Genomic DNA, 20,800 nt, shown 5'->3' on the forward strand with positions numbered 1-20,800 from the left:
AATCCTTTCTTTATAAGATTTTAAATTATTGAACCATAATTGATCCTATAGTAAAAATATATTGTCCTCCGCACAAGCTTCAATCATATCATCTGGCCATACTGAAGCCTGCACTTCACCGATATGAGCCTTTTGAAGAAAGAACATACATATTCTACTCTGACCAATTCCACCACCAATAGACAAAGGAACATCGTTATTTAGAACACTCTGATGGAACGACTGGCTAAGCCTATCTTCTTTGCCATCAATTTTGCACTGACGCTCCATGGCCTCCTTATCAACACGAATTCCCATTGATGAAAGTTCTAGAGCATCATCGAGGACATCATTCCAAACTATAATATCCCCGTTCAACTCCCAATCATCATAGTCTGGAGCTCGTCCGTCATGCTTCTTGCCAGATGCGAGGACGCCACCAATTTTCTTGATAAATACAGCACCAAACTCCTTAGCTGCGAGTTTCTCACGCTCTTTTGGGGTGTTTTTCGGGTACTTATCTTCAAGCTCCTGTGTGGTTACGAATGTAATTTCATTTGGTAACTCAATCTGAATATCTCTATATAGGCGATTAACATAATCACCTAGATTCTTCATCGCATTGTAAATTGTTATAACTGTCTCTTCTAGAAATTCATCGGTTCGCTGATCTTTAGTTATTACTTTCTCCCAATCCCACTGATCGACGTAGATGGAATGTATGTTATCAAGCTCCTCATCTCTTCTGATTGCATTCATATCGGTATATATACCGTGACCAGGCTCTACTTCATATTTAGCGAGCGCCATTCTTTTCCACTTAGCAAGTGATTGAACAACCTCTACCTGTTTCTCATCAATATCCTTAATTGTAAAATTTACTCTGCGCTCATATCCATTAAGATTGTCATTGAGTCCAGTCTCTGGAAATACAAATAAAGGCGCTGACACTCTGCGAAGCTGTAGACCATATGCTAGCTCTTGCTGAAAATAATCTTTAATCTTCTTAATCGCCCTCTGTGTCTCAACGTGATCAATAATAGGTCTATAATCTTTCGGTAGTACTAATTTCCCCATATCCTAAAACCTTTCTATATAAAATTTATTTATTAATATTGTTAAACAGAAATATAGTTATCTGCTTTTCATCATAGCTCGTGCGTACTCACAGCCGCAAAATTTCTGCCTGTATAAACCGTATTTCTTCGAAAGCTCAATGCTTCTCCCAAAACCATTTTTCTTCTTAAAGTCCACATCCAAAAATTTGATATTATTAGATGCGCCAATACTCTCTCCAATTCTAAGTATAGAAGCATAGTCCTTGTGAGGGCTAACGGCCATTGCAGTTGCAAAATAATCCATTCCGAGGCCACTCGCAATACGTCCTGTCTCTTCCAACCTAAGCTCAAAACACACATCACATCGCTTTCCACCTTCCGGTTCATGACAGAGTGGTTGTGCTACTTTGATAAATTCTTCGACTTTATATTCACCTTCAATGTAATTAACATGCGTCCTTTCTTTGAACTCATCATTAAAAGCATCGATAAACTTTATCAGATTATCCCTGCGTAAAAGATATTCTTCCTGATCTGTAATGTTTGGATTATAATAAAAAACAGTAACATCATAGTCAAAAGCAAGCCGTTCGACGCAAGAAGTCGAACATGGACCACAGCATGCATGCAGAAGTATTCTTGGCTTCCTATTAGTTAAGTCAGTATGCATGTATACAGGCAAAACTTTATTTTGAAATTCATTCGTACGAAAACCCACATATGTGTCACATTTTTCTTTCATTAGATGTACCTCTGAATTTTAAAATTATCTATTTATTATACAAAATATTGTCGCTTTTTTCTATAGCAACAATAACAATATCAATATTTAGGAGTTATTTCACCAATATAATTTCAGCGAGGTTTATGTTTGAAATTTACTGATAGTCAAAGATTTTATTCAATAAACACTTACCTAAAGGGACGATTCGGCAAGAAGATGGCAAAGCTTTCAATCGAAGCTGGCTTTACATGTCCAAATCGCGATGGGAAAGTTAGTTATGGTGGTTGCAAGTTCTGCTCATCTGGTGGCTCGGGAGAACTCGCATCAGATATATCAGGGCAGATTCGTTTGCTAAGCGATAAATGGCCAAATGCCGGCCACTTAGCTTATTTTCAAAGCCACACAAACACTTATGCTTCTGTTAATGTTCTTAGGAGCAAATATTATGCCGCCCTATCTCATCCTGAAATTGAAGGAATAGTAATTGCGACTAGACCTGACTGTCTCGATGATAAAATTTTAGATTTACTTGCAGAAATAAATGAAAATCATTTTATGTGGATAGAACTAGGACTTCAAACCATACACGAAAAGACGCTTAATAGTATGAATATTGGTTATCACCTAACAGATTATGATAAGGCAATCTATGAACTGTCAAAACGAAAAATCAAAACTGTGACACATTTGATACTAGGACTCCCTGGTGAAACTGAACGTGATATGTTTGAATCACTTCATCATGTAACAAATAGTGGTATATTTGGCATCAAACTTCACCTGATGAATATAGTTAGTACATCTCCACTTTATAGGGAAATGCCAGAATATGTTTCATTTGATAGTCTAGAAAGCTATGTTGATCTAGTAGTAAGGATGATTGAAGAAATACCTCCAGATATAACTATTCATCGTTTGACTGGTGATGTACCTAGAAAGCTTTTAATCAGCCCAGAGTGGAGTTATAAAAAAAGAACGATTCTAAATGCAATTAATAGAGAGCTTCGCATACGTGATACTTTTCAAGGTGCAAAACTAAATAAATAGATATCTTCAAAATTATCTCGATATATTAAGCGGATATTACCTGTTTTAGTAATATCCGCTCTGCTATTATTTAAAATCGATAAATACACAAACTAGTGTGGCAATGCTGTTGATGCCGGCATATTGGTATATACAGGAATTACAAACACTAGTGATTCATTTGTAATTCCGTAAGCACTGTAGCTATTCTTTGTTGAAATAGATTCAGTGTAGCAAGCTGATATATTTGTCATATACTGGTGTGTTCCAACTTTAGCAGCGCCATTTGCAACGTTAAATCGTTGGAAATAAACGGAGTTTTGACCCTGCTTGATATATCCGCTAGCGATAAACTTGGCTCCTCCAAATACTGCTTTCTGTTTAGTATCCCATCCTTGCTTCTTAGCATATTCGAGTCCTCTCATAACAGGATTTGCATTAGAATAAGCACCAATATTATATGGGTTATATGCATACTTACCATCAGGGAATATATACCCTGAAATTGCAATACTTCCTCCGCCAGTTTCTTGGCGAGCTCTTGCAGCAAGTGCAATTGGACTCATACCATTTTCCTTACCTGCACTCACAAACCAGCTAGCCATAAAACCATTCCTCTCAAGCGCAGTCCCTGATATTATTTTAGAAACAGCAGCTTGAGACTGGTATGATTGATACGACAAATCTTCAAACATGTAAATGTTATTTTCATTAATGAAATTACGAGGATCCATATAGTAACCAACTACTTGTGAACTAGCATTGAACCACGTTGATCCATCCTTTGGTATATAAGTTCCTGATGCAGTAAATCTACCAACTCCCTTCAGGGACTCTATACCTCCAGCAGGAGCTTCAACAGATTGTGCATCACTTGCTGGAGTCGCTTCCTTACCATCATACTTCTGATCTGATACAGTTATCCAATTTGCTGCTGCGTAGTATGTTTTTCCCTTATACTGAACTCTATACCAGTTGTAGTTACCAGAATTTATAGCTCCTGTGATGACTACATCTGTGTTCTTCGGAAAAGTTCCTACAGGCTTATTTGTAATATCGTATGACGATCTATAGTTTAAGTAATCATGGACCTTGCCACTTACACTTGCTTCTCCATCCTTAACTTTTCCCGAAGATGTAACATAACTTGAAGGAATATAATACACTTTTCCACTTACAGCTATCTTATACCAATTACTGTTATCAATATTCTTTACGCTGTTTATAATCGTTACGTTCTGTCCGGAGGTTAAAGTTCCAGCCTCTTTAAAGATATCAGATGGTCCCATTCTGTATGAAGCGCTTTGATTTAGAGTTCCGAAAACTACATCAGTATTTGTTGTTGATGATGTTGATGTCGTCTGCTTAGTATTTGAACTTGGAGCTATGGAATCATCAACTTTCACAAACTTGCTACATATGTATCCAAATCCGTTTCCCTGTTTTATCTTATACCAAACAACACCATCTGACGCTTTTGCTGTCAAAACAATTGAAACCTTATCTCCGGTATTTGCCCCGCCAATTCTTCCATAACCGGTTCCTGCACCTTTTCTTATGTTCGTATAACCACCTTTTACAGTACCATTAATCTCATGTGAATAATTTTCGTTAGTTACACTGCCCTGTATATATCCAGTCTGTCCAGAAGCGGTTCTAATGTGAACAAATTTTGCATCATCGCTTCCATTATTAGCATTAAATACTTCATCTAACAATGAAATATCAGTATTAGCACTTGCTGAGCCAACTGAACCAGATGAAATACTTGCGCCACTATACAAAGGTCTACTCTGATCCTTAGCCTTGAAGCTATAAGGATTGATATCTCGATATGATAATGGATAAGCACCATTAATGAGAGACACTCCGTCACGACTCTGCTTTGATAATGCAGTATTCCAATCAACTCCTGTTTCCTTAGCGATAAATTTCCAATTTGGATGAGAAGCATGAAGCTTTCTTAAATGGACTTTATAATCCTCAGGAAAAGATGCAATTGATTTTTCAAAATCAGTTTGTGTTTGATCAACATTTGAATTTACACTGCTGCTTGTATTACCACTATCATTGTTGTTCGTGTTACCAGGATTGTTTACAGTGTTTGAATTATCGGGTGATGATGTGCCATTACTAGGCGATGCATTATTATCTGATGGATTCATATCAGGATTTGGCTCTGGATTAGTTGTTATCGTACCAGCATTATCAGAAGTACCACCGCTGTTATTCGAGAAAATACTTCCAGTAATATCTACCCAAGTAGCACAGACATAATTATAGCCACCATTATATTTAATCATATACCAGTCAACATTTGACTTATTAGCCTTAGCTTTTAAAAGGACTGTAAGATTTACATTTTTTCCAAATGTAGTAACACTAGCAAATCTAGTCCCGGCACCAAGTCTGCTGTTTAAAGTCGAAGATGTTCTACCCGCAACTGCAGAATATTCCACCCTATTAATCAAATCAGATCTAATATAACCTGACTTTCCGCCATAATTTACATGATACCATTTATCCCTAGCAGCTGCATTTGAATTTGACGAAAAAACAACCTCTGTTATTGTAACCTTCTTATTATTAGAAATAGACGTCACTTTTTTAGAAAATACGGAAGTACCCGCCCTAACGTTTACTCCTGATTTTGAATTGATGTAACCTGTCGCATTCTGAACTGATTGTGCATTAGCAGCCTCAGCAAAACCCAACATTAGCAGAATTATGAAAACAAGAACTGCAAATATTGATTTAAGTTTTATAGCTATAATATTATTCATTAGTCCCTCTTTCTTAATAAATAATTTTCTAATTTCTTAGTAGCAAAATATAACTAATATTTATATATTTTAACAAATAGGAAAATTAATTTAAATAAAATAATCGTTATAAGTATTGAAATTTCAATATAAAAGAGGGAATTAATTGCTTAAAAGTAAAAAATAATATAAATACCACAATATATAAAGATAGTTAAATAGAATAAAGCAATATATAGATATAAAAAAAGAAGCATCTCTGCTTCTTTAATGGTGCCCAGACTCGGAATCGAACCAAGGACACAGGGATTTTCAGTCCCTTGCTCTACCAACTGAGCTATCTGGGCAAATAAACTAAATAAATAATGGTGGGCCATCGGGGACTTGAACCCAGGACCTGCCGGTTATGAGCCGGACGCTCTGACCAACTGAGCTAATGGCCCTAAAGTGGTCGGGGTGGCAGGATTTGAACCCGCGGCCCACTGGTCCCAAACCAGTTGCGCTACCAAGCTGCGCTACACCCCGGCGCATATGATTTTAACACTCAAGGACTTATTTGTAAACATTAATATATTCAGTTTAATAATGGTCGGGGTGGCAGGATTTGAACCCGCGGCCCACTGGTCCCAAACCAGTTGCGCTACCAAGCTGCGCTACACCCCGAAAATCTTGGCAGGGGCAGAAGGACTCGAACCCTCGGCACGTGGTTTTGGAGACCACTGCTCTACCAACTGAGCTATACCCCTATGGTATATAAATATGGCGGAGAAGATGGGATTCGAACCCATGCGGCCCTAATACGAACCCTAACGGTTTAGCAAACCGTCCTCTTCAGCCTCTTGAGTACTTCTCCAAAAGCTATAACTAAATGATTCTTGGCGGAGAGGGTGGGATTCGAACCCACGGTCCCTTTCAGAATCACTGGTTTTCAAGACCAGCTCCTTAAACCACTCGGACACCTCTCCGGATGTTGATAAAAATTGGTGACCCATCGGAGATTCGAACTCCGGACACCTTGATTAAAAGTCAAGTGCTCTACCACCTGAGCTAATGGGTCACAATGGCTGGGGTAGCGGGACTCGAACCTGCGAAATCACGGAGTCAAAGTCCGTTGCCTTAACCACTTGGCTATACCCCAAAAGCATGACTTCTAGTTCGTCTACTTAACCAAACAAAATCTAAAAATGGTGAGCCCACAGGGATTCGAACCCCGGACACACGGCTTAGAAGGCCGTTGCTCTATCCAACTGAGCTATGGACCCTTAAAAAAAATGGAGCGGATGATGAGAATCGAACTCACGCTATCAGCTTGGAAGGCTGAAGTTCTACCATTGAACTACATCCGCAAAATGGAGCGGAAGACGAGATTCGAACTCGCGACCCTCGCCTTGGCAAGGCGATGCTCTACCCCTGAGCCACTTCCGCATATTTATTGGTCGAGGGAGATGGATTCGAACCATCGAAAGCACAGCTAACGGATTTACAGTCCGCCCCCTTTGGCCACTCGGGAATCCCTCGAAATATTGGAGCTGATGGAGGGAATCGAACCCCCAACCTGCTGATTACAAATCAGCTGCTCTACCGTTGAGCCACATCAGCATAACCGTTAAAATTGGCGACCGGGAACGGGCTCGAACCGTCGACCTCCAGCGTGACAGGCTGGCATTCTAACCAACTGAACTACCCGGCCAAAATATGGTGGACGCTATAGGGCTCGAACCTATGACCCCCTGCTTGTAAGGCAGATGCTCTCCCAGCTGAGCTAAGCGTCCAAAGATATTTGTCGCACTAGATTATTTAACCTTAAGCGTCAATTTCGTGCTGCAGTCTTCACTCAACTGCGTTATTCATACTAACACAGCATCTAATCACTGTCAATCAGAAATTTATTTTTTCTTGATTTCTCTTTCAACAGCTTGCATTTACCTGCGGTAACCTCTGTTATTGTATCGATTATTGATTGCTTTTGATCAATATCTCCACTAACATCCAGTGTGATTTTATCAGTGTACTCTATTTTTGCAATCTTGAAAACCCCTGTTTTTGAAATGTTTTCAATTTGTGTCAAATGCGAATATGAAATTTCATATGTTAAAACTATAGCTTCCCTTACTTCAGAAAGCAATGCTTTATCTATCGCAAGTCTCGCAGAAGTCGAATATGCCCGCACGAGGCCCCCAGTACCAAGCTTTATTCCACCAAAATAGCGAGTCACGACAATAGCCAGGTTAGTTAGCCCTCTTTCAACAATCATGCGAAGAATCGGTGCGCCAGCAGTCCCCTGTGGCTCACCATCTTCACTAGACCATTGTATCTCTTGTTTATCTCCTACTACCATAACCGGCACATTGTGTGTAGCATCCTTATATTCACTCTTAATTGACGAGATAAACGCTTTCGCCTCATCACATGAGTCCACCGGCGAAATATGTGCTATAAAACGAGATTTTTGGGTTATATATTCAGCTTTAGCTTCTTGGTATACAGTGTCATAGAGCTTCATTTACAAAATGTACTTGTCAACATCTACTTCCTTGACAGTCTCCTTGAATTTATTTTTTACAAACTCTCTATCAATCACTATCTTTTCAACAGAATTATCTGGAAGCATAAATGATATATCCTCAAGTAATTTTTCAAGAATCGTATATAATCTTCTTGCTCCAATATTTTCAGTCTGCTCATTCATAAGATATGCCATTTCAGCAATTTCATCCGTTGAGTCATCTGTAAACTCAACATTTACTCCTTCAGTTTCGAGTAATGCTTTTTGTTGTTTTGTTACAGCATTTTCTGTAGCAGTAAGAATCTTTTTAAAATCCGCTTTATCGAGATTCTTTAGCTCAACATTTATCGGAAATCTTCCCTGCAGCTCCGGAATTAAATCAGAAGGTTTAGAAACATGAAATGCTCCAGCTCCAATAAATAACATGTGATCAGTTTTTACTGGACCATGTTTTGTATTAACTACACTCCCTTCAACAATCGGAAGAATATCTCGTTGTACACCTTCACGGGAAACATCCGCACCTGAAGCCATCGAACTTCTAGAAGCAATTTTGTCTATCTCATCAATGAAAATAATACCGTTCTGCTCAGCGTTTTCGATAGCATCATCAATAACTTGATCCATATCTATCAAATTTTGTGCCTCTTGCTCCCTTAAGATTTTTCTTGCTTCCCTAACCGTAACTTTTTTGTGCTTGGTCTTTTTAGGCATCATATCTCCAAATATATTGCCTATCGCTATGCCAATTCCTTCATTTTGCATATCTAACTGATTAGTATTTACAGAGTCCTCAACTTCTATATCTATAAGTTGATCCTCTAGTTTGCCTTCTCTTAAATGAATTTTAACTTGTTCTTTAGCCATAGCAACGTCTTCTGGAACACTTTGCTTTTCCAAATTCTGCTGCTCTTCATACTGCTTCTTTTGACTTGGATAGTTGGAATTGTTAAGGAAAAAGTCAAACGGATTAGGTCCATTAACATTCTTGACATTATCTGATGACGCCCCTGGAACAAGAGCATCAATAATCTTTTCCTCAACAAGTTCATCAGCAATTCCATATTTCTCATTTATACGTTGCTGTTTAGTAATCCTGACAGAGGCCTCAACTAGATCTCTAACCATCGAATCAACATCACGTCCAACATAGCCCACCTCAGTAAACTTGGTGGCTTCAACCTTTACAAAAGGTGCTTCCATAATTTTAGCAAGTCTTCTTGCAATTTCAGTTTTTCCAACTCCAGTAGGTCCCATCATGAGAATGTTTTTAGGAGTGATTTCTTCTCTCATGTCTTCGCTTAGTAGACTGCGCCTATATCTATTTCTGAGAGCAATTGCTACTGATTTTTTTGCTTCATCCTGTCCAATTATATATTTATCAAGCTCAGCCACTATCTGTTTAGGAGTCATCGTTTTAATATTATTTTTCATTATTTACCTCCTATAATTTCTCAACAGAAATATTGTCATTTGTATATACGCAAATAGAAGATGCAATTTCTAGTGACTTGCGAACAATACTTTCAGCATCTAATTCAGTATTATCAAATAGAGCGGAAGCAGCAGAATACGCATAATTACCGCCAGAACCAATAGCAACGACATTTTTATCAGGTTCAATAACTTCCCCGTTTCCTGATATAACTAGTAAATCTTCCTCGTTAACTACTATCATCAAAGCTTCAAGACTACGCGTTGCTTTATCGCTTCTCCAAAATTGAGCTAAATCAACAGCTGCACGCTTTAAATTTCCATCATGCTCCTGTAACTTGTTCTCAAACTTATCGGTTAGTGAAAAGGCATCAGCCACGGAACCTGCGAATCCAGTTAGGACTTTTCCTTTAAAGATTTTCTTAACCTTCTTGGCACCGTTCTTCATGATGGTAGTTTCCCCCATCGTAACCTGCCCATCGCCACCAATACAAATATCTCCATCAGGCCTTTTAACTGCACAAATAGTTGTCGCATGAAATTGAACCATTATCTACCTCCAAATTATAATAAACCTTTACTTTTTCTCTGGTTTTACATAACTACAATTTTCGTTAGAGCATTTAATTTTAGCTTTTTTCCCTTTGCCTTCAAGAAGCATTGATCCGCATTTAGGACACAGTTCTCCAGTTGGCTTATCCCAAAATGAAACTTCACAATTTGGATAACCACTACACCCGTAGAATATTTTGCCACCGCGTCTGGTCCTCTTTTCAATAATTGGTTTGCCACATTTTGGACAATTTACCCCAATTTCCTTTAAAATTGGTTTTGTGTTTTTGCATTCAGGATATCCGGTGCAGGCTAAGAATTTACCAAATCGGCTTTCTTTAATCGCCATAGGTTTCCCACATAATTCACAAACTTCATCACTTAGAACTACTTCCTGTTCAATCTTCTCTACTTCATTTTGAGCAACTTCTAACTCTTTGCTAAATGGTCCATAAAAATCCTCTATTACATGCTTCCAAGCTTCTTTTTTTAGTTCGACTTGGTCTAGTTGATTCTCTAATTCACCCGTAAATTCGACATCTACGATATCTCCGAAATACTCTGAAAGAATACCCGTAACATCAAAGCCCAGTTGTGTTGGTACTAGATTTTTCTTTTCTCTAGTAACATAGCGTCTGCCCGTAAGCGTTGTTATAATGGCTGAATATGTACTAGGTCTTCCTATATTCTTTTCTTCCATCTCTTTAACAAGACCAGCCTCCGTATATCTAGCAGGTGGTTGTGTAAATTTCTGTTCTTTAATAAGCTCTATACAATTAAGTTCATCACCTTTTTTGAGTTCTGGTACATACGAATCCTTATCGCTTGCAATTGGATATACCCTTCTCCAGCCATCAAAAACTAATCTTGATCCAGATGTTCTAAATTCATATCCATTATTATCTATGGTTACGGTTACTGTATCAAACTCTGCAGCTGACATCTGTGATGCAACAAATCGATTCCAAACAAGTGTATATAGCTTAAATTGATCTGAAGTCAATGAGTCACGAATTGCCTCCGGTTCAAGGTTTATATCTGTTGGCCTAATTGCTTCATGTGCATCCTGTATGTCTTTATTCTTGTTTGAAAATGAGTTATTGGAACAGTATTCCTTACCAAATTTATTAGCTATAAATTCCGATGCAGCTTCTTTTGCAGCAGATGATATTCTAACGGAATCAGTACGTAAATAAGTAATTAAACCTCTCGTTCCAATTCCTTTTACGTCAATCCCTTCGTAAAGCTGCTGGGCAATTTGCATAGTCTTCTTAGTCTGGAAATTCAACTTTATAGAAGCATCCTGCTGTAGACTACTAGTAGTAAATGGCGCATAAGGTTTTGGCTTTCTCTTACCTGTCTTTACACTCTCTACTACAAATCTTCCTGCACTTAGCTGCTTCTCAATAGCATCAGCTTCTTCAGCTTTAGTAATGCGAATATCTTCTCCATTGTATTTACTGAGCGATGCATTGAAATTATCTCCATAATCAGCCGTTATAGTCCAATACTCTTCAGGTACAAAAGATTTTATTTCATTCTCTCTATCGCAAATCATCTTGAGAGCTGCTGACTGCACTCTACCAGCAGAGAGACCACGCCTTACCTTCTGCCATAGAAGCGGACTAATCTGATATCCAACTAATCTATCTAACACTCTCCTGGCTTGCTGAGCATCTACTAATCCCATATCAATTGACCTAGGATGCTTAATAGCTTCTTTTACGGCTTCTTTATTTATTTCATTAAAAACTATCCTGCATTCACTTTTTGGATCGATATCAAGCAAATATGCTAAATGCCATGATATAGCCTCTCCCTCACGGTCTGGGTCAGTTGCTAAAAGAACACGTGACGCAGACGCTGCCGCTTTCTTAAGTTCCTTAATCTTGTCACCCTTGCCTCTTATATTTATGTATCCAGGTTCAAATTGATTTTCTATATCTATCCCTAGTCTGCTCTTAGGTAAATCTCTTACATGTCCTACCGAAGCGAGCACATTATAAGAAGGACCTAAGTATTTTCCAATAACTTTAGCTTTTGAAGGCGACTCAACAATTAATAGTGTGCGCTTCCTAGCAATTTTCTTGGATTTCGTTGTTTTTTTATTCTTGGTTGACGTTTTAGTTTTTGTACTAGGCATCAATTAACCCCTTAACAATTAATTTATAAATATAACTTCTCTATAATATTAGAGTTCATCATAAACCTTGGGATTTTATTTTGCAAGAAATACTTTGCCACCGTAGGTTGTAATGACCCCCTTAATCTCGAGCACTGTAAGTATAGCACTGACTTTTCCAGCGTTTTTGTTGAGATTGTGTGCAATGCTATCAATAGTACAACATGTGGATTTCTGAATCTCCTTATAAATCTCTAGTTCATCATTTCCTAGATCCATCTCAATATCTTGAGGAGTATATTCTACTCCCTTGATTTCCGATGTTACATCACTGATACTAATCAACGGAATTGCACCATCTTTAATTAATTTATTTGTTCCAACACTAAACTGACTATTTATGTTCCCAGGCACAGAGTAGATGCTTTTTCCTTGTTCATTTGCAAAGTCAGCAGTTATTAGTGAGCCGCTGTTAAGACCAGCTTCCACAACTACTACAGCTTCAGATATTGCGCTTATAATCCTGTTCCTCTGAGGGAATGTATACTTAGCGCCTGGTGTACCAGGCTCATATTCAGATATAATTAATCCGCTAGAAGCTATTTTATTATATAGCCATGCATTTCTCACTGGATGAATTATATCGATTCCAGTACCGAGTACAGCTATGGCTTTCCCTCCCAGACTCACTGTTCCTTCATGCGCAAAACTATCAATTCCATATGCAAGACCTGAAACCACGGGAATATCAGCTTTAGCAAGTTCTTTACCTATCATTTGGGCTACAATTTTTCCATAAAGTGTATATTTCCTCGAACCAATTACTGCTACTGATTTGAGACCAAGAAGATTTAAGTCTCCTATACAATATAGACGTTCAGGTGGATTATTTATTATTCTTAGATTTTCTGGATAATAAGGTGAATTAAAATCAATTTCTTTAATTTCATTACTATATTTGTTATTCATATTTAATCTTTTCCTATATCATATTCACTACATCTATATCCTAGTGCTTCTGCTAAATGTTCAATACTAACTTTCCTCTCTTGCTCTATATCTGCAATGGTTCTCGCTACCTTAAGTGTGCGTATATAACTCCTCGGAGATAGTTTAAGCCTATCATATGCATTTTCTAAAAATTTATTTTCAAGATTACCAAGTAGACAAGCATCTCTAATTTTCTTATCACTAATATTTCCACATTTCTCGTCTCTACCTTCTAGTTTAGAGAACCTTACAGCATCACTTACCATCGAACTCATGGTTTCACTATCTAGCACCTTGTCTTTCCCAATTTTCTCAAATTTAAGGTCTTCATACCTTACCTCTTGCATGGTAAGTTGCAAATCTATCCTATCTAAAATTGGACCACTCATTCGTCTTCTGTACCTAGCAATCTCTTGTGCAGTACAAGTGCATTCATTTGATTCACTTCCAAAAAATCCACATGGGCAAGGGTTTGCCGCCATAATCACAAGTGCTCTACATGGAAATTCATATGTAATTCCTTGTCTAGATATTACGATTTTATGATCTTCTAACGGCTGCCGAAGTGCTTCTATTTGACCTGAATCAAACTCACAAAATTCATCGAGAAACAGCACTCCATTATGAGCTAAAGAAAGTTCTCCAGGCATCGGATATACCCCACCACCGAGAAGAGCTGCTCTAGATATAGTGTGATGCGGGGCTCTAAAAGGTCTATTTATCAAGTTATTACTGCCCTTATTAAGATGCCCTGCCACGGAGTGTATTATTGTAGTTTCTAGCAGTTCACTATTTGTAATCGGTGTTAATATTGTAGGCATCCGCTTTGCAAGCATAGTTTTACCACACCCGGGAGGTCCAATCATAAGTAGTGGATGCTTACCAGCAGCGGCGACAACAAGTGCTCTTTTTGCATATTCTTGCCCTTTTATGTCTGAATAATCACATTCTTCTATTCTCTCACTAGAGTAATTTGCAATTGGAAAAGTGTCTCCCTCACTAAGTTCGTTATTAATAGCAACTATTGCTTCTTCAAGTTTCTTAACCCCTATAACAGAAATGCCTTCTACCATCGATGCTTCCTTAACATTTCTTACAGGAAGAATAACCTTTTTTATGCCTGCTTCACGAAAGGCTATTATCAAAGGTAAAACCCCATCTATTGGCATAATCCTCCCCGATAGAGATAGCTCTCCAATGACCGCATATGCTTTCGCTTTCCTACTATTTACTACTAGAGTACTCGAGAGTACACCGATTGCAATCGGGAGATCTAGATGACTTCCATTTTTATTAAGACTTGCTGGTGATAAATTGACAGTTATATGGCCATGAGGAAAATCATAACCTGAATGTATTATTGCTGAGCGAATCCTTTCCCTCGATTCTATAACTGATTTTGAAGCTAAACCAACAATATTGAAATTAGGAAGACCATTGCCTATACATGTCTCAATGTTTACCTTCTGACCTTCGATTCCTTTAATAACTCCACTTGTAATCGTTGATAGCATATTCACCTCTAAAAACAATTCTTACTAACTTTGCATTCAATTTCGACTACGTCAAATCGAGCATTATAATCGCTAAAATCTGCGTGTTTACGCAAGAAATGACCGGCTACGTTTTTGATGTGACGGATTTTATTGGTTGATATTGCCTCTGCTGGATAACCATATTTATCGCTCGTCCTCGTTTTAACTTCAATAAAGCTAAGTACATTTTCCCTCGTATCCATAGCGATAATATCTATCTCTCCTAATTTACATGTATAGTTTCTTGCAATCACCTCATATCCTTGCTGTTCAAGTATATCTGCGGCCATCTTTTCGCCTAGACTACCTATTATCTTGTTGTACTTCATACATCCTCCGTTTCAATAATTAATAGATGCAATTTCTAATTGTTATGGAAACTCTTTTTATCACGAAATAGATAAGCATTCATTATGATTGCAAAAAAAATGCATACAGGACTGCAAATAGTGAATTTACAGTTCGTATGCATTGCTTTTTTATTTTGATTTGATTTTACACTTCTTCGCCAAAGCAGAACTTTAATATGGCTTTACCGACGCCTCCGTTTACATTTGTATCCGTTATGTAATCGGCATTCTCCTTAACGATATCCCATGCATTTTCCATAGCAACTCCAATTTCCGCTAACTGCAACATCGGAATATCATTCGCAGCATCACCACAGCACATAAGCTCAGATCTGTCTATCGAGAGTATTTTCATAAGTTCAGACAACGCTTTGCTTTTGCTAGAGCCGAGTCCACCGATTTCAATATTATTTGGCACAGATGACGTTACATTAGCATCATCATATTTGCTTACTATCTTTCGAATATCCTCAAGCTTATTCATATCTTCAAAAAAGATATTTATATTCTCAATCTCTGTGCAGTTATCAAGCATAAATCCAAATATATCGTCTAGTGGATTTCTCGTCCTAAGAACATACTCGCGCCTTCTGTGAATGCTTCCATTAACATCAATATCATGATAGAGAGCTGAATCTATATATGCTCTTCCATCGTGAAAAGCCTCGAGATATAGATTGCGTTCTCTTGCAAGATCCACTACTCTCCCGATTACATCTGGATCTATAAAACTGGAATACACATCATGTCCCTGCTTTAAATCGCGAACATGAGCCCCATTTGAAGAAATTATATATCTTAGCCCTGATATATTCATAATATCTTCTGGAACTGCTGAAATGACGCGCCCTGTCGTCACAACAACATTGATACCCGCATCAATTGCGCGCTCAATAGCAATCTTGTTGATTGGGGGTAGTTTACCGTTAATTCCAAGAGTTGTTCCATCTAAATCTAATCCAATAATCTTAATACTCATTTATACCTCATAATGCACTTTTTTGTTGATTTTTCAATCAAAAAACGATAACTCAATTGCAAATAATGTGTGTTTGAATTATAATTCACTATTGAGCTATTAATGAAATACATTATATATTGATCACGCTCGTTAATCTATATTTTATTTTATGACAGGATGGCGAAATGAAAATTGCGATAATTGGAGCCGGAAAGCTTGGAATCAGAATTACTGAAGCCCTGCTTGATGGAGATTATGATGTTACAGTTGTAGATAACAATGAAAAAAAATTAGATATACTAGCCCAGCAGTTTGACGTTTTCACTGTTCTTGGTGATGCGAAGACTATCGAAACACTCAATAAGATTGACGTAAAATCTTTCGATTTTCTCATCGCCACAACGACATCTGATGATACAAATATCTTAGCTGCTTCGTTTGCAAAGATTCTCGGCTGCAAACGCGTAATTGCAAGAGTTAGAGAGCCGGAACATATGAATCAGTTGGACTTTCTTAGAGAGCACTATAATATTGATATGCTCATTAATCCTGACCTCCTGATTACTTCTGAAATCTATCGATATCTGGTTGAGAAATACACTCTTAGCAATGGTATTTTTACTTCGAGAAGTATCGCACTTATTGAATTTGATGCTGATAAGAAACCTCAGCTTATCGGTAAATCGCTAGTTGAATTTCGAACTATTATGCCAGATATGCTAATGGTAGGTATTTCTCGCAAAGGGAAAATGATAATTCCGCATGGAAATTCGGTTATAGAAGCACACGACCTCCTATATCTTATAGGCGAGAAGGAAAATGTATTTGATTTAGCTAGTCGTGTACACACTAAAATGAAGCATTCTGCAGTACAGAAGGTTATGATTATCGGTGGCGGAAAAACCGGGTATTACCTTGCTTCTAGGCTATCTGAATACGGCGTGTTCGTAAAGATAATCGAAAAAGATAAAGCTCGTTGTCACTATTTGGCGAATAAGCTTGAAAATGTAATGGTTCTTAATGGTGATGGATCTAATGTTGGTCTCTTAACTGAAGAGGATATGGATGAAATGGATGCTTTTGTAACGGCGACAGGTTATGATGAAGAGAACCTCCTTCTTGCTCTTATGGCCAAGACGCATGGTATAGAAGATGTAATTTCTAAGGTTAGCCATGACAGCTATACAGATTTAATTTCAAAGCTCGGTATAGATGTAGTTCTTAACCCACTTGATATCAGTTGTTCAACTATTCTTAGGCTCATACGCGGGGCAAAAAAAGTTATATCATCTGTTCTTTTACAGGGTCAGGCTGAACTCATGGAGGTTTATGCGCAGGAAGGCATGGGCATGATTAATATTCCTCTTAAAAACATGAAACTGCCTGATTATATAATCATCGCTGCCATCCACCGCGGAATGGACACAATAATTCCTGATGGAAATACAAAAATCAAACCTGGAGATCGAGTTACAATCGTCTGCATGATCTCCAACATCGGATATGTAGAGAAACTATTTAAGCCAAATATAAGACTTAGTATTTTAAAGTAAGTGCCATGTATAAACGAGTTATTAATATAATCGGAAAACTGCAATTTATTATCGGAGGTAGCATGATGCTACCTCTATTTGTCGCGGTGATTTACAAAGAATATAACTCAGTAGTTGCTTTTACTATAGCATGCGCAATTTCTTTCGGGTTAGGCATAATTACAACGAGCATTTTAGGAAGATCTAGCTCTACTGAAGCGCTTCGCTACACAGATAGCTATTTTATCGTTTCATTTGCGTGGATTATGTCCTCTGTTTTGGCTGCGATACCATTCGTAATACAAGGGTCTATTCCAAATGTTATAGACGCTTTTTTTGAGATGTGTTCTGGCTTTTCAACCACTGGAGCAACTATTCTTACAGATGTTGAGGCCCTGCCAAAATCAATGTTACTATGGCGCTCAGAGACCCAATGGCTTGGAGGAATGGGAATTGTCGTTTTAATGGTTGCACTAGTTCCTAACCTAGGAGTAAAGGCGCAAAACGTTGCAAGTGCAGAGACACCCGGTCCCACTGTAACGAAACTGACTTCTAGATTCTCCGATACTGCTAGAAGTCTTTATATCGCATACGTAATACTTACTGTTATTCTAATAGTTCTGCTGCTTTTGGGCGGTATGAGCATGTTTGATGCTGTTGCCCACTCTTTCTCAACTATGGCTACTGGTGGTTTTGGTGTTTATAATGATAGTGTAGCTCATTTCCATAGCTATTACATTACATGGGTTATTATAATATTCATGATTATAGCAGGTACTAACTTCAATCTTTTTTTTACAATGCTTGGAGGCAAAATTAAAACTGCTCTGGCTGATGAGGAATTGAGACTTTATGCTGGCATTTTGGCAATATCTACAACACTTATAACAATATCACTTCTCTTTCAAGGTGGATATAAGAATACATTTAAAGCAGTTACTGATGCGGCATTTCAAGTTGCAACGATGATATCCACTACTGGATATGCAACTACTGATTTTAATCTGTGGCCTGCATTTTGTAAGATGGTCTTGATATTAGTTATGTTTACAGGAGCAATGAGTTCATCAACAGCAGGTGGAATAAAAATCATCCGTGTATTGTCAGTATTTAAGATGTTTAAGCGTGAAGTTAGGGTTAGACTTCATGACAACATTATTGACGATGTTAAATATAACGGTACGAAAATCTCTGGTGAAGTTATGATGTACATGCTATCATTTGTCATTACATTTTTGATGACGCTAGGTATTGGAACTATGCTAGTTTCTCTCCGATCAAACGCTGATTTGGTCACTGATTTTACAGCTGTTTTATCTTGTATAAGTAACGTTGGTCCTGGATTAGCCCAAGTTGGTCCGATAGAAAACTTCCATTTCTATTCTGACTTTTCAACATTTGTACTTGCGTTAATAATGATAATTGGAAGACTCGAGCTTAGCACATTTCTGATCATGTTCTCTAGGCATTACTGGAATAGACATAGAGTTTAATGAGGATATCAGATGGTTAGTAAAGAAAAGAGATTTGTTCTTCATATGGTATTTGCATCCTTGATGATATTTGGAGCCTTCACGGTTCCAGCTGTTTTGTTATGCATAAGATATCAGGATTACAATGAACTAGCTCATATTGGTACTATATCTATATCAACATTCATTATAGGTTTTATAGGTCAGAAAGTGTTTTACTATGATATAAATCGTATGAACTCGAGAATATGCTTTATGACGACTATTTTTACGTGGCTCACTATGATTTTCATTACATCAATCCCTTTCTATCTGAGTAGCCTTAATTTATCGTATATAGATTCATTATATGAAGCCGTTGCTTCATGGACAACTACTGGTACTTCGGTTGTAAACTCAGATGTTATGCCAATTGGTCTTCAAATGCTACGCGCTTCGTGTAACTGGATGGGTGCACTCGGGATTATTGTTATTGCTTTAAACTTCTTACCGACATGGCAGTTTGTAGGAAGATCTCTTGTCATTACAGAAATAGCAGGTCCTGGATTTATGAAAATAAATACTACATTCAGAAAGACTTATCGCAGAGCTCTAGCAATATATATATCACTTACTGCAATACAATATGCACTATTAAGATTATCGGGTTTAAATAAAAGCGATTCTCTTATTACATCGTTGAGCAACATTAGTACAGCTGGCTTAATGAACCTTAACAATGGGAATATTATTAGTTATGGACTAGCTGTAAAGATAATAATTACAACTTTCGCTTTCATGAGTTCGCTCAACTTTTCTATTCTATTATTAGCAACTATGAGAAAATTTAGAGAGTTAACTGAAGGACCAGAATTAAAATTTCACTCTGGACGAATTTTGACAACTGCTATTTTCATTACGGGAATATTGTATATCACATATAACAGAAGTATTTCATCGCTAAAAGAATTCGGTAATGTTCTAATGCAAGTTAATTCTTATTTTACTACAGCAGGGTATCAAATTTCTGATACTAGCCGATGGCCAGGAGCAGCTTGTGCAATTATATTAGTGCAGATGTTTATCGGAGCATGCGCGATATCTTCTGGTGGTGGAATAAAAGCTGCAAGAACAATAATTGCCTTAAAAACGGCTTCTAGAACGCTTTATCACCATATTCACAAGAATGCTATTAGACCAATTAAATACGCAGGAACACCGCTTAAACTCAACACCCTTCTACGTTGTAACTTATACATTGTAATGTTTGTTGTAACGTATCTGTTTGGTGCTCTAATATTATCGATTAATCTTGATCTTAATACTGCACTAAGCACTTCGCTAGCGATGCTCACTAACACTGGTACTTATATTAATCAAACTGCAACGACTGGGATTCTTGATGACTACTCTGTAGTATCAAAGATAACTATGATGTTTCTAATGCTTGCTGGTAGGCTTGAAATTTATCCTTTTATCCTCATATTCTTTAAGAGCTTTTGGAAGAATGACAACGACTTCTTCTAATAAAATGCGGGGAATCAAAGTTTTTTAGAATCTAGATATTTTAGGGTCTGGTTTTAGGGGCCAGATTTGGTATTTGAAAAGCGAGGCAATTGTTATTCTTACCTCGCTTTTCACTTTCTCATAATATGTTTTGGGGAAAACATCTGAGAAAGAAATTCATATGAATATTATCACATCTTTATTATACATAGAAGACAATGACCTTGAGTTATTGTCTTGCGAAGTTCAAGGGTTAAAGAAAATAGTTACTGTTGGCAATGTGTCTACAACTCACTTTTGTCCAAATTGTTT

General features: G+C 37.5%; 15 protein-coding genes and 16 tRNA genes. 4 read left to right on the forward strand and 27 right to left on the reverse strand.

The genetic code is table 11. The features are described 5' to 3' along the window. Positions 1 to 45: 45 nt before the first annotated feature. Positions 46 to 1,056 (reverse strand): aspartate--ammonia ligase, encoded by a 1,011-nt coding sequence (gene asnA / locus C5Q96_RS02915; protein WP_106056939.1) that lies wholly within the window; start codon positions 1,054 to 1,056, stop codon positions 46 to 48. A 57-nt stretch (positions 1,057 to 1,113) separates the two neighbouring features. Continuing rightward, a complete protein-coding gene (locus tag C5Q96_RS02920) occupies positions 1,114 to 1,779 on the reverse strand; it encodes an epoxyqueuosine reductase QueH (RefSeq protein ID WP_106056940.1) in 666 nt (221 codons plus the stop codon). Between the two features lie 129 nt (positions 1,780 to 1,908). Between C5Q96_RS02920 and C5Q96_RS02925 the strand changes: the two genes are divergently transcribed. Then, positions 1,909 to 2,808: a TIGR01212 family radical SAM protein gene (locus C5Q96_RS02925; protein WP_106056941.1), complete on the forward strand. Its 900-nt coding sequence runs from the start codon at positions 1,909 to 1,911 to the stop codon at positions 2,806 to 2,808. Positions 2,809 to 2,900: 92 nt separating this feature from the next. Here the strand turns inward: C5Q96_RS02925 and C5Q96_RS02930 are convergent, their stop codons facing one another. From C5Q96_RS02930 to C5Q96_RS03050, 25 genes are all read right to left on the reverse strand, one after another. Then, positions 2,901 to 5,570, reverse strand: a complete 2,670-nt coding sequence (locus C5Q96_RS02930) for an SH3 domain-containing protein (RefSeq protein WP_106056942.1) — start codon at positions 5,568 to 5,570, stop codon at positions 2,901 to 2,903. 250 nt (positions 5,571 to 5,820) lie between these two features. Beyond that, positions 5,821 to 5,896, reverse strand: a tRNA-Phe gene (locus C5Q96_RS02935). 19 nt (positions 5,897 to 5,915) lie between these two features. Beyond that, positions 5,916 to 5,992: transfer RNA gene (locus C5Q96_RS02940), tRNA-Ile, on the reverse strand. A gap of 5 nt (positions 5,993 to 5,997) precedes the next feature. After that, positions 5,998 to 6,074, reverse strand: a tRNA-Pro gene (locus tag C5Q96_RS02945). 61 nt (positions 6,075 to 6,135) lie between these two features. Then, positions 6,136 to 6,212 (reverse strand) — tRNA-Pro (locus tag C5Q96_RS02950). A 7-nt stretch (positions 6,213 to 6,219) separates the two neighbouring features. After that, positions 6,220 to 6,295: transfer RNA gene (locus C5Q96_RS02955), tRNA-Trp, on the reverse strand. A gap of 14 nt (positions 6,296 to 6,309) precedes the next feature. Further along, positions 6,310 to 6,402 (reverse strand) — tRNA-Ser (locus tag C5Q96_RS02960). A gap of 23 nt (positions 6,403 to 6,425) precedes the next feature. Beyond that, positions 6,426 to 6,514, reverse strand: a tRNA-Ser gene (locus C5Q96_RS02965). A gap of 16 nt (positions 6,515 to 6,530) precedes the next feature. Next, positions 6,531 to 6,606: transfer RNA gene (locus C5Q96_RS02970), tRNA-Lys, on the reverse strand. Positions 6,607 to 6,610: 4 nt separating this feature from the next. Continuing rightward, a tRNA-Gln gene (locus C5Q96_RS02975) sits at positions 6,611 to 6,687 on the reverse strand. Positions 6,688 to 6,734: 47 nt separating this feature from the next. Further along, a tRNA-Arg gene (locus tag C5Q96_RS02980) sits at positions 6,735 to 6,811 on the reverse strand. 10 nt (positions 6,812 to 6,821) lie between these two features. Beyond that, positions 6,822 to 6,895 (reverse strand) — tRNA-Gly (locus tag C5Q96_RS02985). A gap of 4 nt (positions 6,896 to 6,899) precedes the next feature. Further along, positions 6,900 to 6,974: transfer RNA gene (locus C5Q96_RS02990), tRNA-Gly, on the reverse strand. A gap of 8 nt (positions 6,975 to 6,982) precedes the next feature. Then, positions 6,983 to 7,067: transfer RNA gene (locus tag C5Q96_RS02995), tRNA-Tyr, on the reverse strand. 6 nt (positions 7,068 to 7,073) lie between these two features. Further along, positions 7,074 to 7,148, reverse strand: a tRNA-Thr gene (locus C5Q96_RS03000). 14 nt (positions 7,149 to 7,162) lie between these two features. After that, positions 7,163 to 7,239, reverse strand: a tRNA-Asp gene (locus tag C5Q96_RS03005). A gap of 6 nt (positions 7,240 to 7,245) precedes the next feature. Next, positions 7,246 to 7,321 (reverse strand) — tRNA-Val (locus C5Q96_RS03010). A gap of 92 nt (positions 7,322 to 7,413) precedes the next feature. After that, positions 7,414 to 8,052, reverse strand: coding sequence for a YigZ family protein (locus tag C5Q96_RS03015; RefSeq protein ID WP_106056943.1), 639 nt, complete (start codon positions 8,050 to 8,052; stop codon positions 7,414 to 7,416). After that, positions 8,053 to 9,489 carry an ATP-dependent protease ATPase subunit HslU gene (gene hslU, locus C5Q96_RS03020; RefSeq protein WP_158696668.1) on the reverse strand — a complete coding sequence of 479 codons (1,437 nt, stop codon included), beginning with the start codon at positions 9,487 to 9,489 and terminating at the stop codon, positions 8,053 to 8,055. A gap of 10 nt (positions 9,490 to 9,499) precedes the next feature. After that, positions 9,500 to 10,039, reverse strand: coding sequence for an ATP-dependent protease subunit HslV (gene hslV, locus C5Q96_RS03025; protein WP_106056944.1), 540 nt, complete (start codon positions 10,037 to 10,039; stop codon positions 9,500 to 9,502). Between the two features lie 27 nt (positions 10,040 to 10,066). Beyond that, positions 10,067 to 12,184, reverse strand: coding sequence for a type I DNA topoisomerase (topA, locus tag C5Q96_RS03030; protein ID WP_106056945.1), 2,118 nt, complete (start codon positions 12,182 to 12,184; stop codon positions 10,067 to 10,069). A gap of 75 nt (positions 12,185 to 12,259) precedes the next feature. Beyond that, positions 12,260 to 13,132: a DNA-processing protein DprA gene (dprA, locus tag C5Q96_RS03035; protein WP_106056946.1), complete on the reverse strand. Its 873-nt coding sequence runs from the start codon at positions 13,130 to 13,132 to the stop codon at positions 12,260 to 12,262. A gap of 2 nt (positions 13,133 to 13,134) precedes the next feature. Further along, entirely contained in the window at positions 13,135 to 14,667 is a 1,533-nt protein-coding gene (locus C5Q96_RS03040) for a YifB family Mg chelatase-like AAA ATPase (RefSeq protein ID WP_106056947.1), read from the reverse strand. A gap of 8 nt (positions 14,668 to 14,675) precedes the next feature. Beyond that, positions 14,676 to 15,017 (reverse strand): YraN family protein, encoded by a 342-nt coding sequence (locus tag C5Q96_RS03045; protein ID WP_106056948.1) that lies wholly within the window; start codon positions 15,015 to 15,017, stop codon positions 14,676 to 14,678. A 166-nt stretch (positions 15,018 to 15,183) separates the two neighbouring features. Then, the gene (locus C5Q96_RS03050; protein WP_106056949.1) at positions 15,184 to 16,017 is read right to left on the reverse strand and encodes a Cof-type HAD-IIB family hydrolase; all 834 of its coding nucleotides are present in this window, start codon (positions 16,015 to 16,017) and stop codon (positions 15,184 to 15,186) included. Positions 16,018 to 16,184: 167 nt separating this feature from the next. On the opposite strand from C5Q96_RS03050, the gene trkA reads away from it, so the two are divergent. The 3 genes from trkA (at position 16,185) to C5Q96_RS03065 (ending at position 20,509) form a co-directional block, all read left to right on the forward strand. Next, positions 16,185 to 17,552, forward strand: coding sequence for a Trk system potassium transporter TrkA (trkA, locus tag C5Q96_RS03055; protein ID WP_106056950.1), 1,368 nt, complete (start codon positions 16,185 to 16,187; stop codon positions 17,550 to 17,552). Positions 17,553 to 17,614: 62 nt separating this feature from the next. Beyond that, the gene (locus tag C5Q96_RS03060) at positions 17,615 to 19,024 is read left to right on the forward strand and encodes a TrkH family potassium uptake protein (RefSeq protein ID WP_106056951.1); all 1,410 of its coding nucleotides are present in this window, start codon (positions 17,615 to 17,617) and stop codon (positions 19,022 to 19,024) included. A 12-nt stretch (positions 19,025 to 19,036) separates the two neighbouring features. Continuing rightward, entirely contained in the window at positions 19,037 to 20,509 is a 1,473-nt protein-coding gene (locus C5Q96_RS03065) for a TrkH family potassium uptake protein (protein WP_106056952.1), read from the forward strand. Positions 20,510 to 20,800 lie beyond the last annotated feature (291 nt).

Source organism: Mogibacterium diversum (assembly GCF_002998925.1).
Lineage (GTDB): Bacteria > Bacillota > Clostridia > Peptostreptococcales > Anaerovoracaceae > Mogibacterium > Mogibacterium diversum.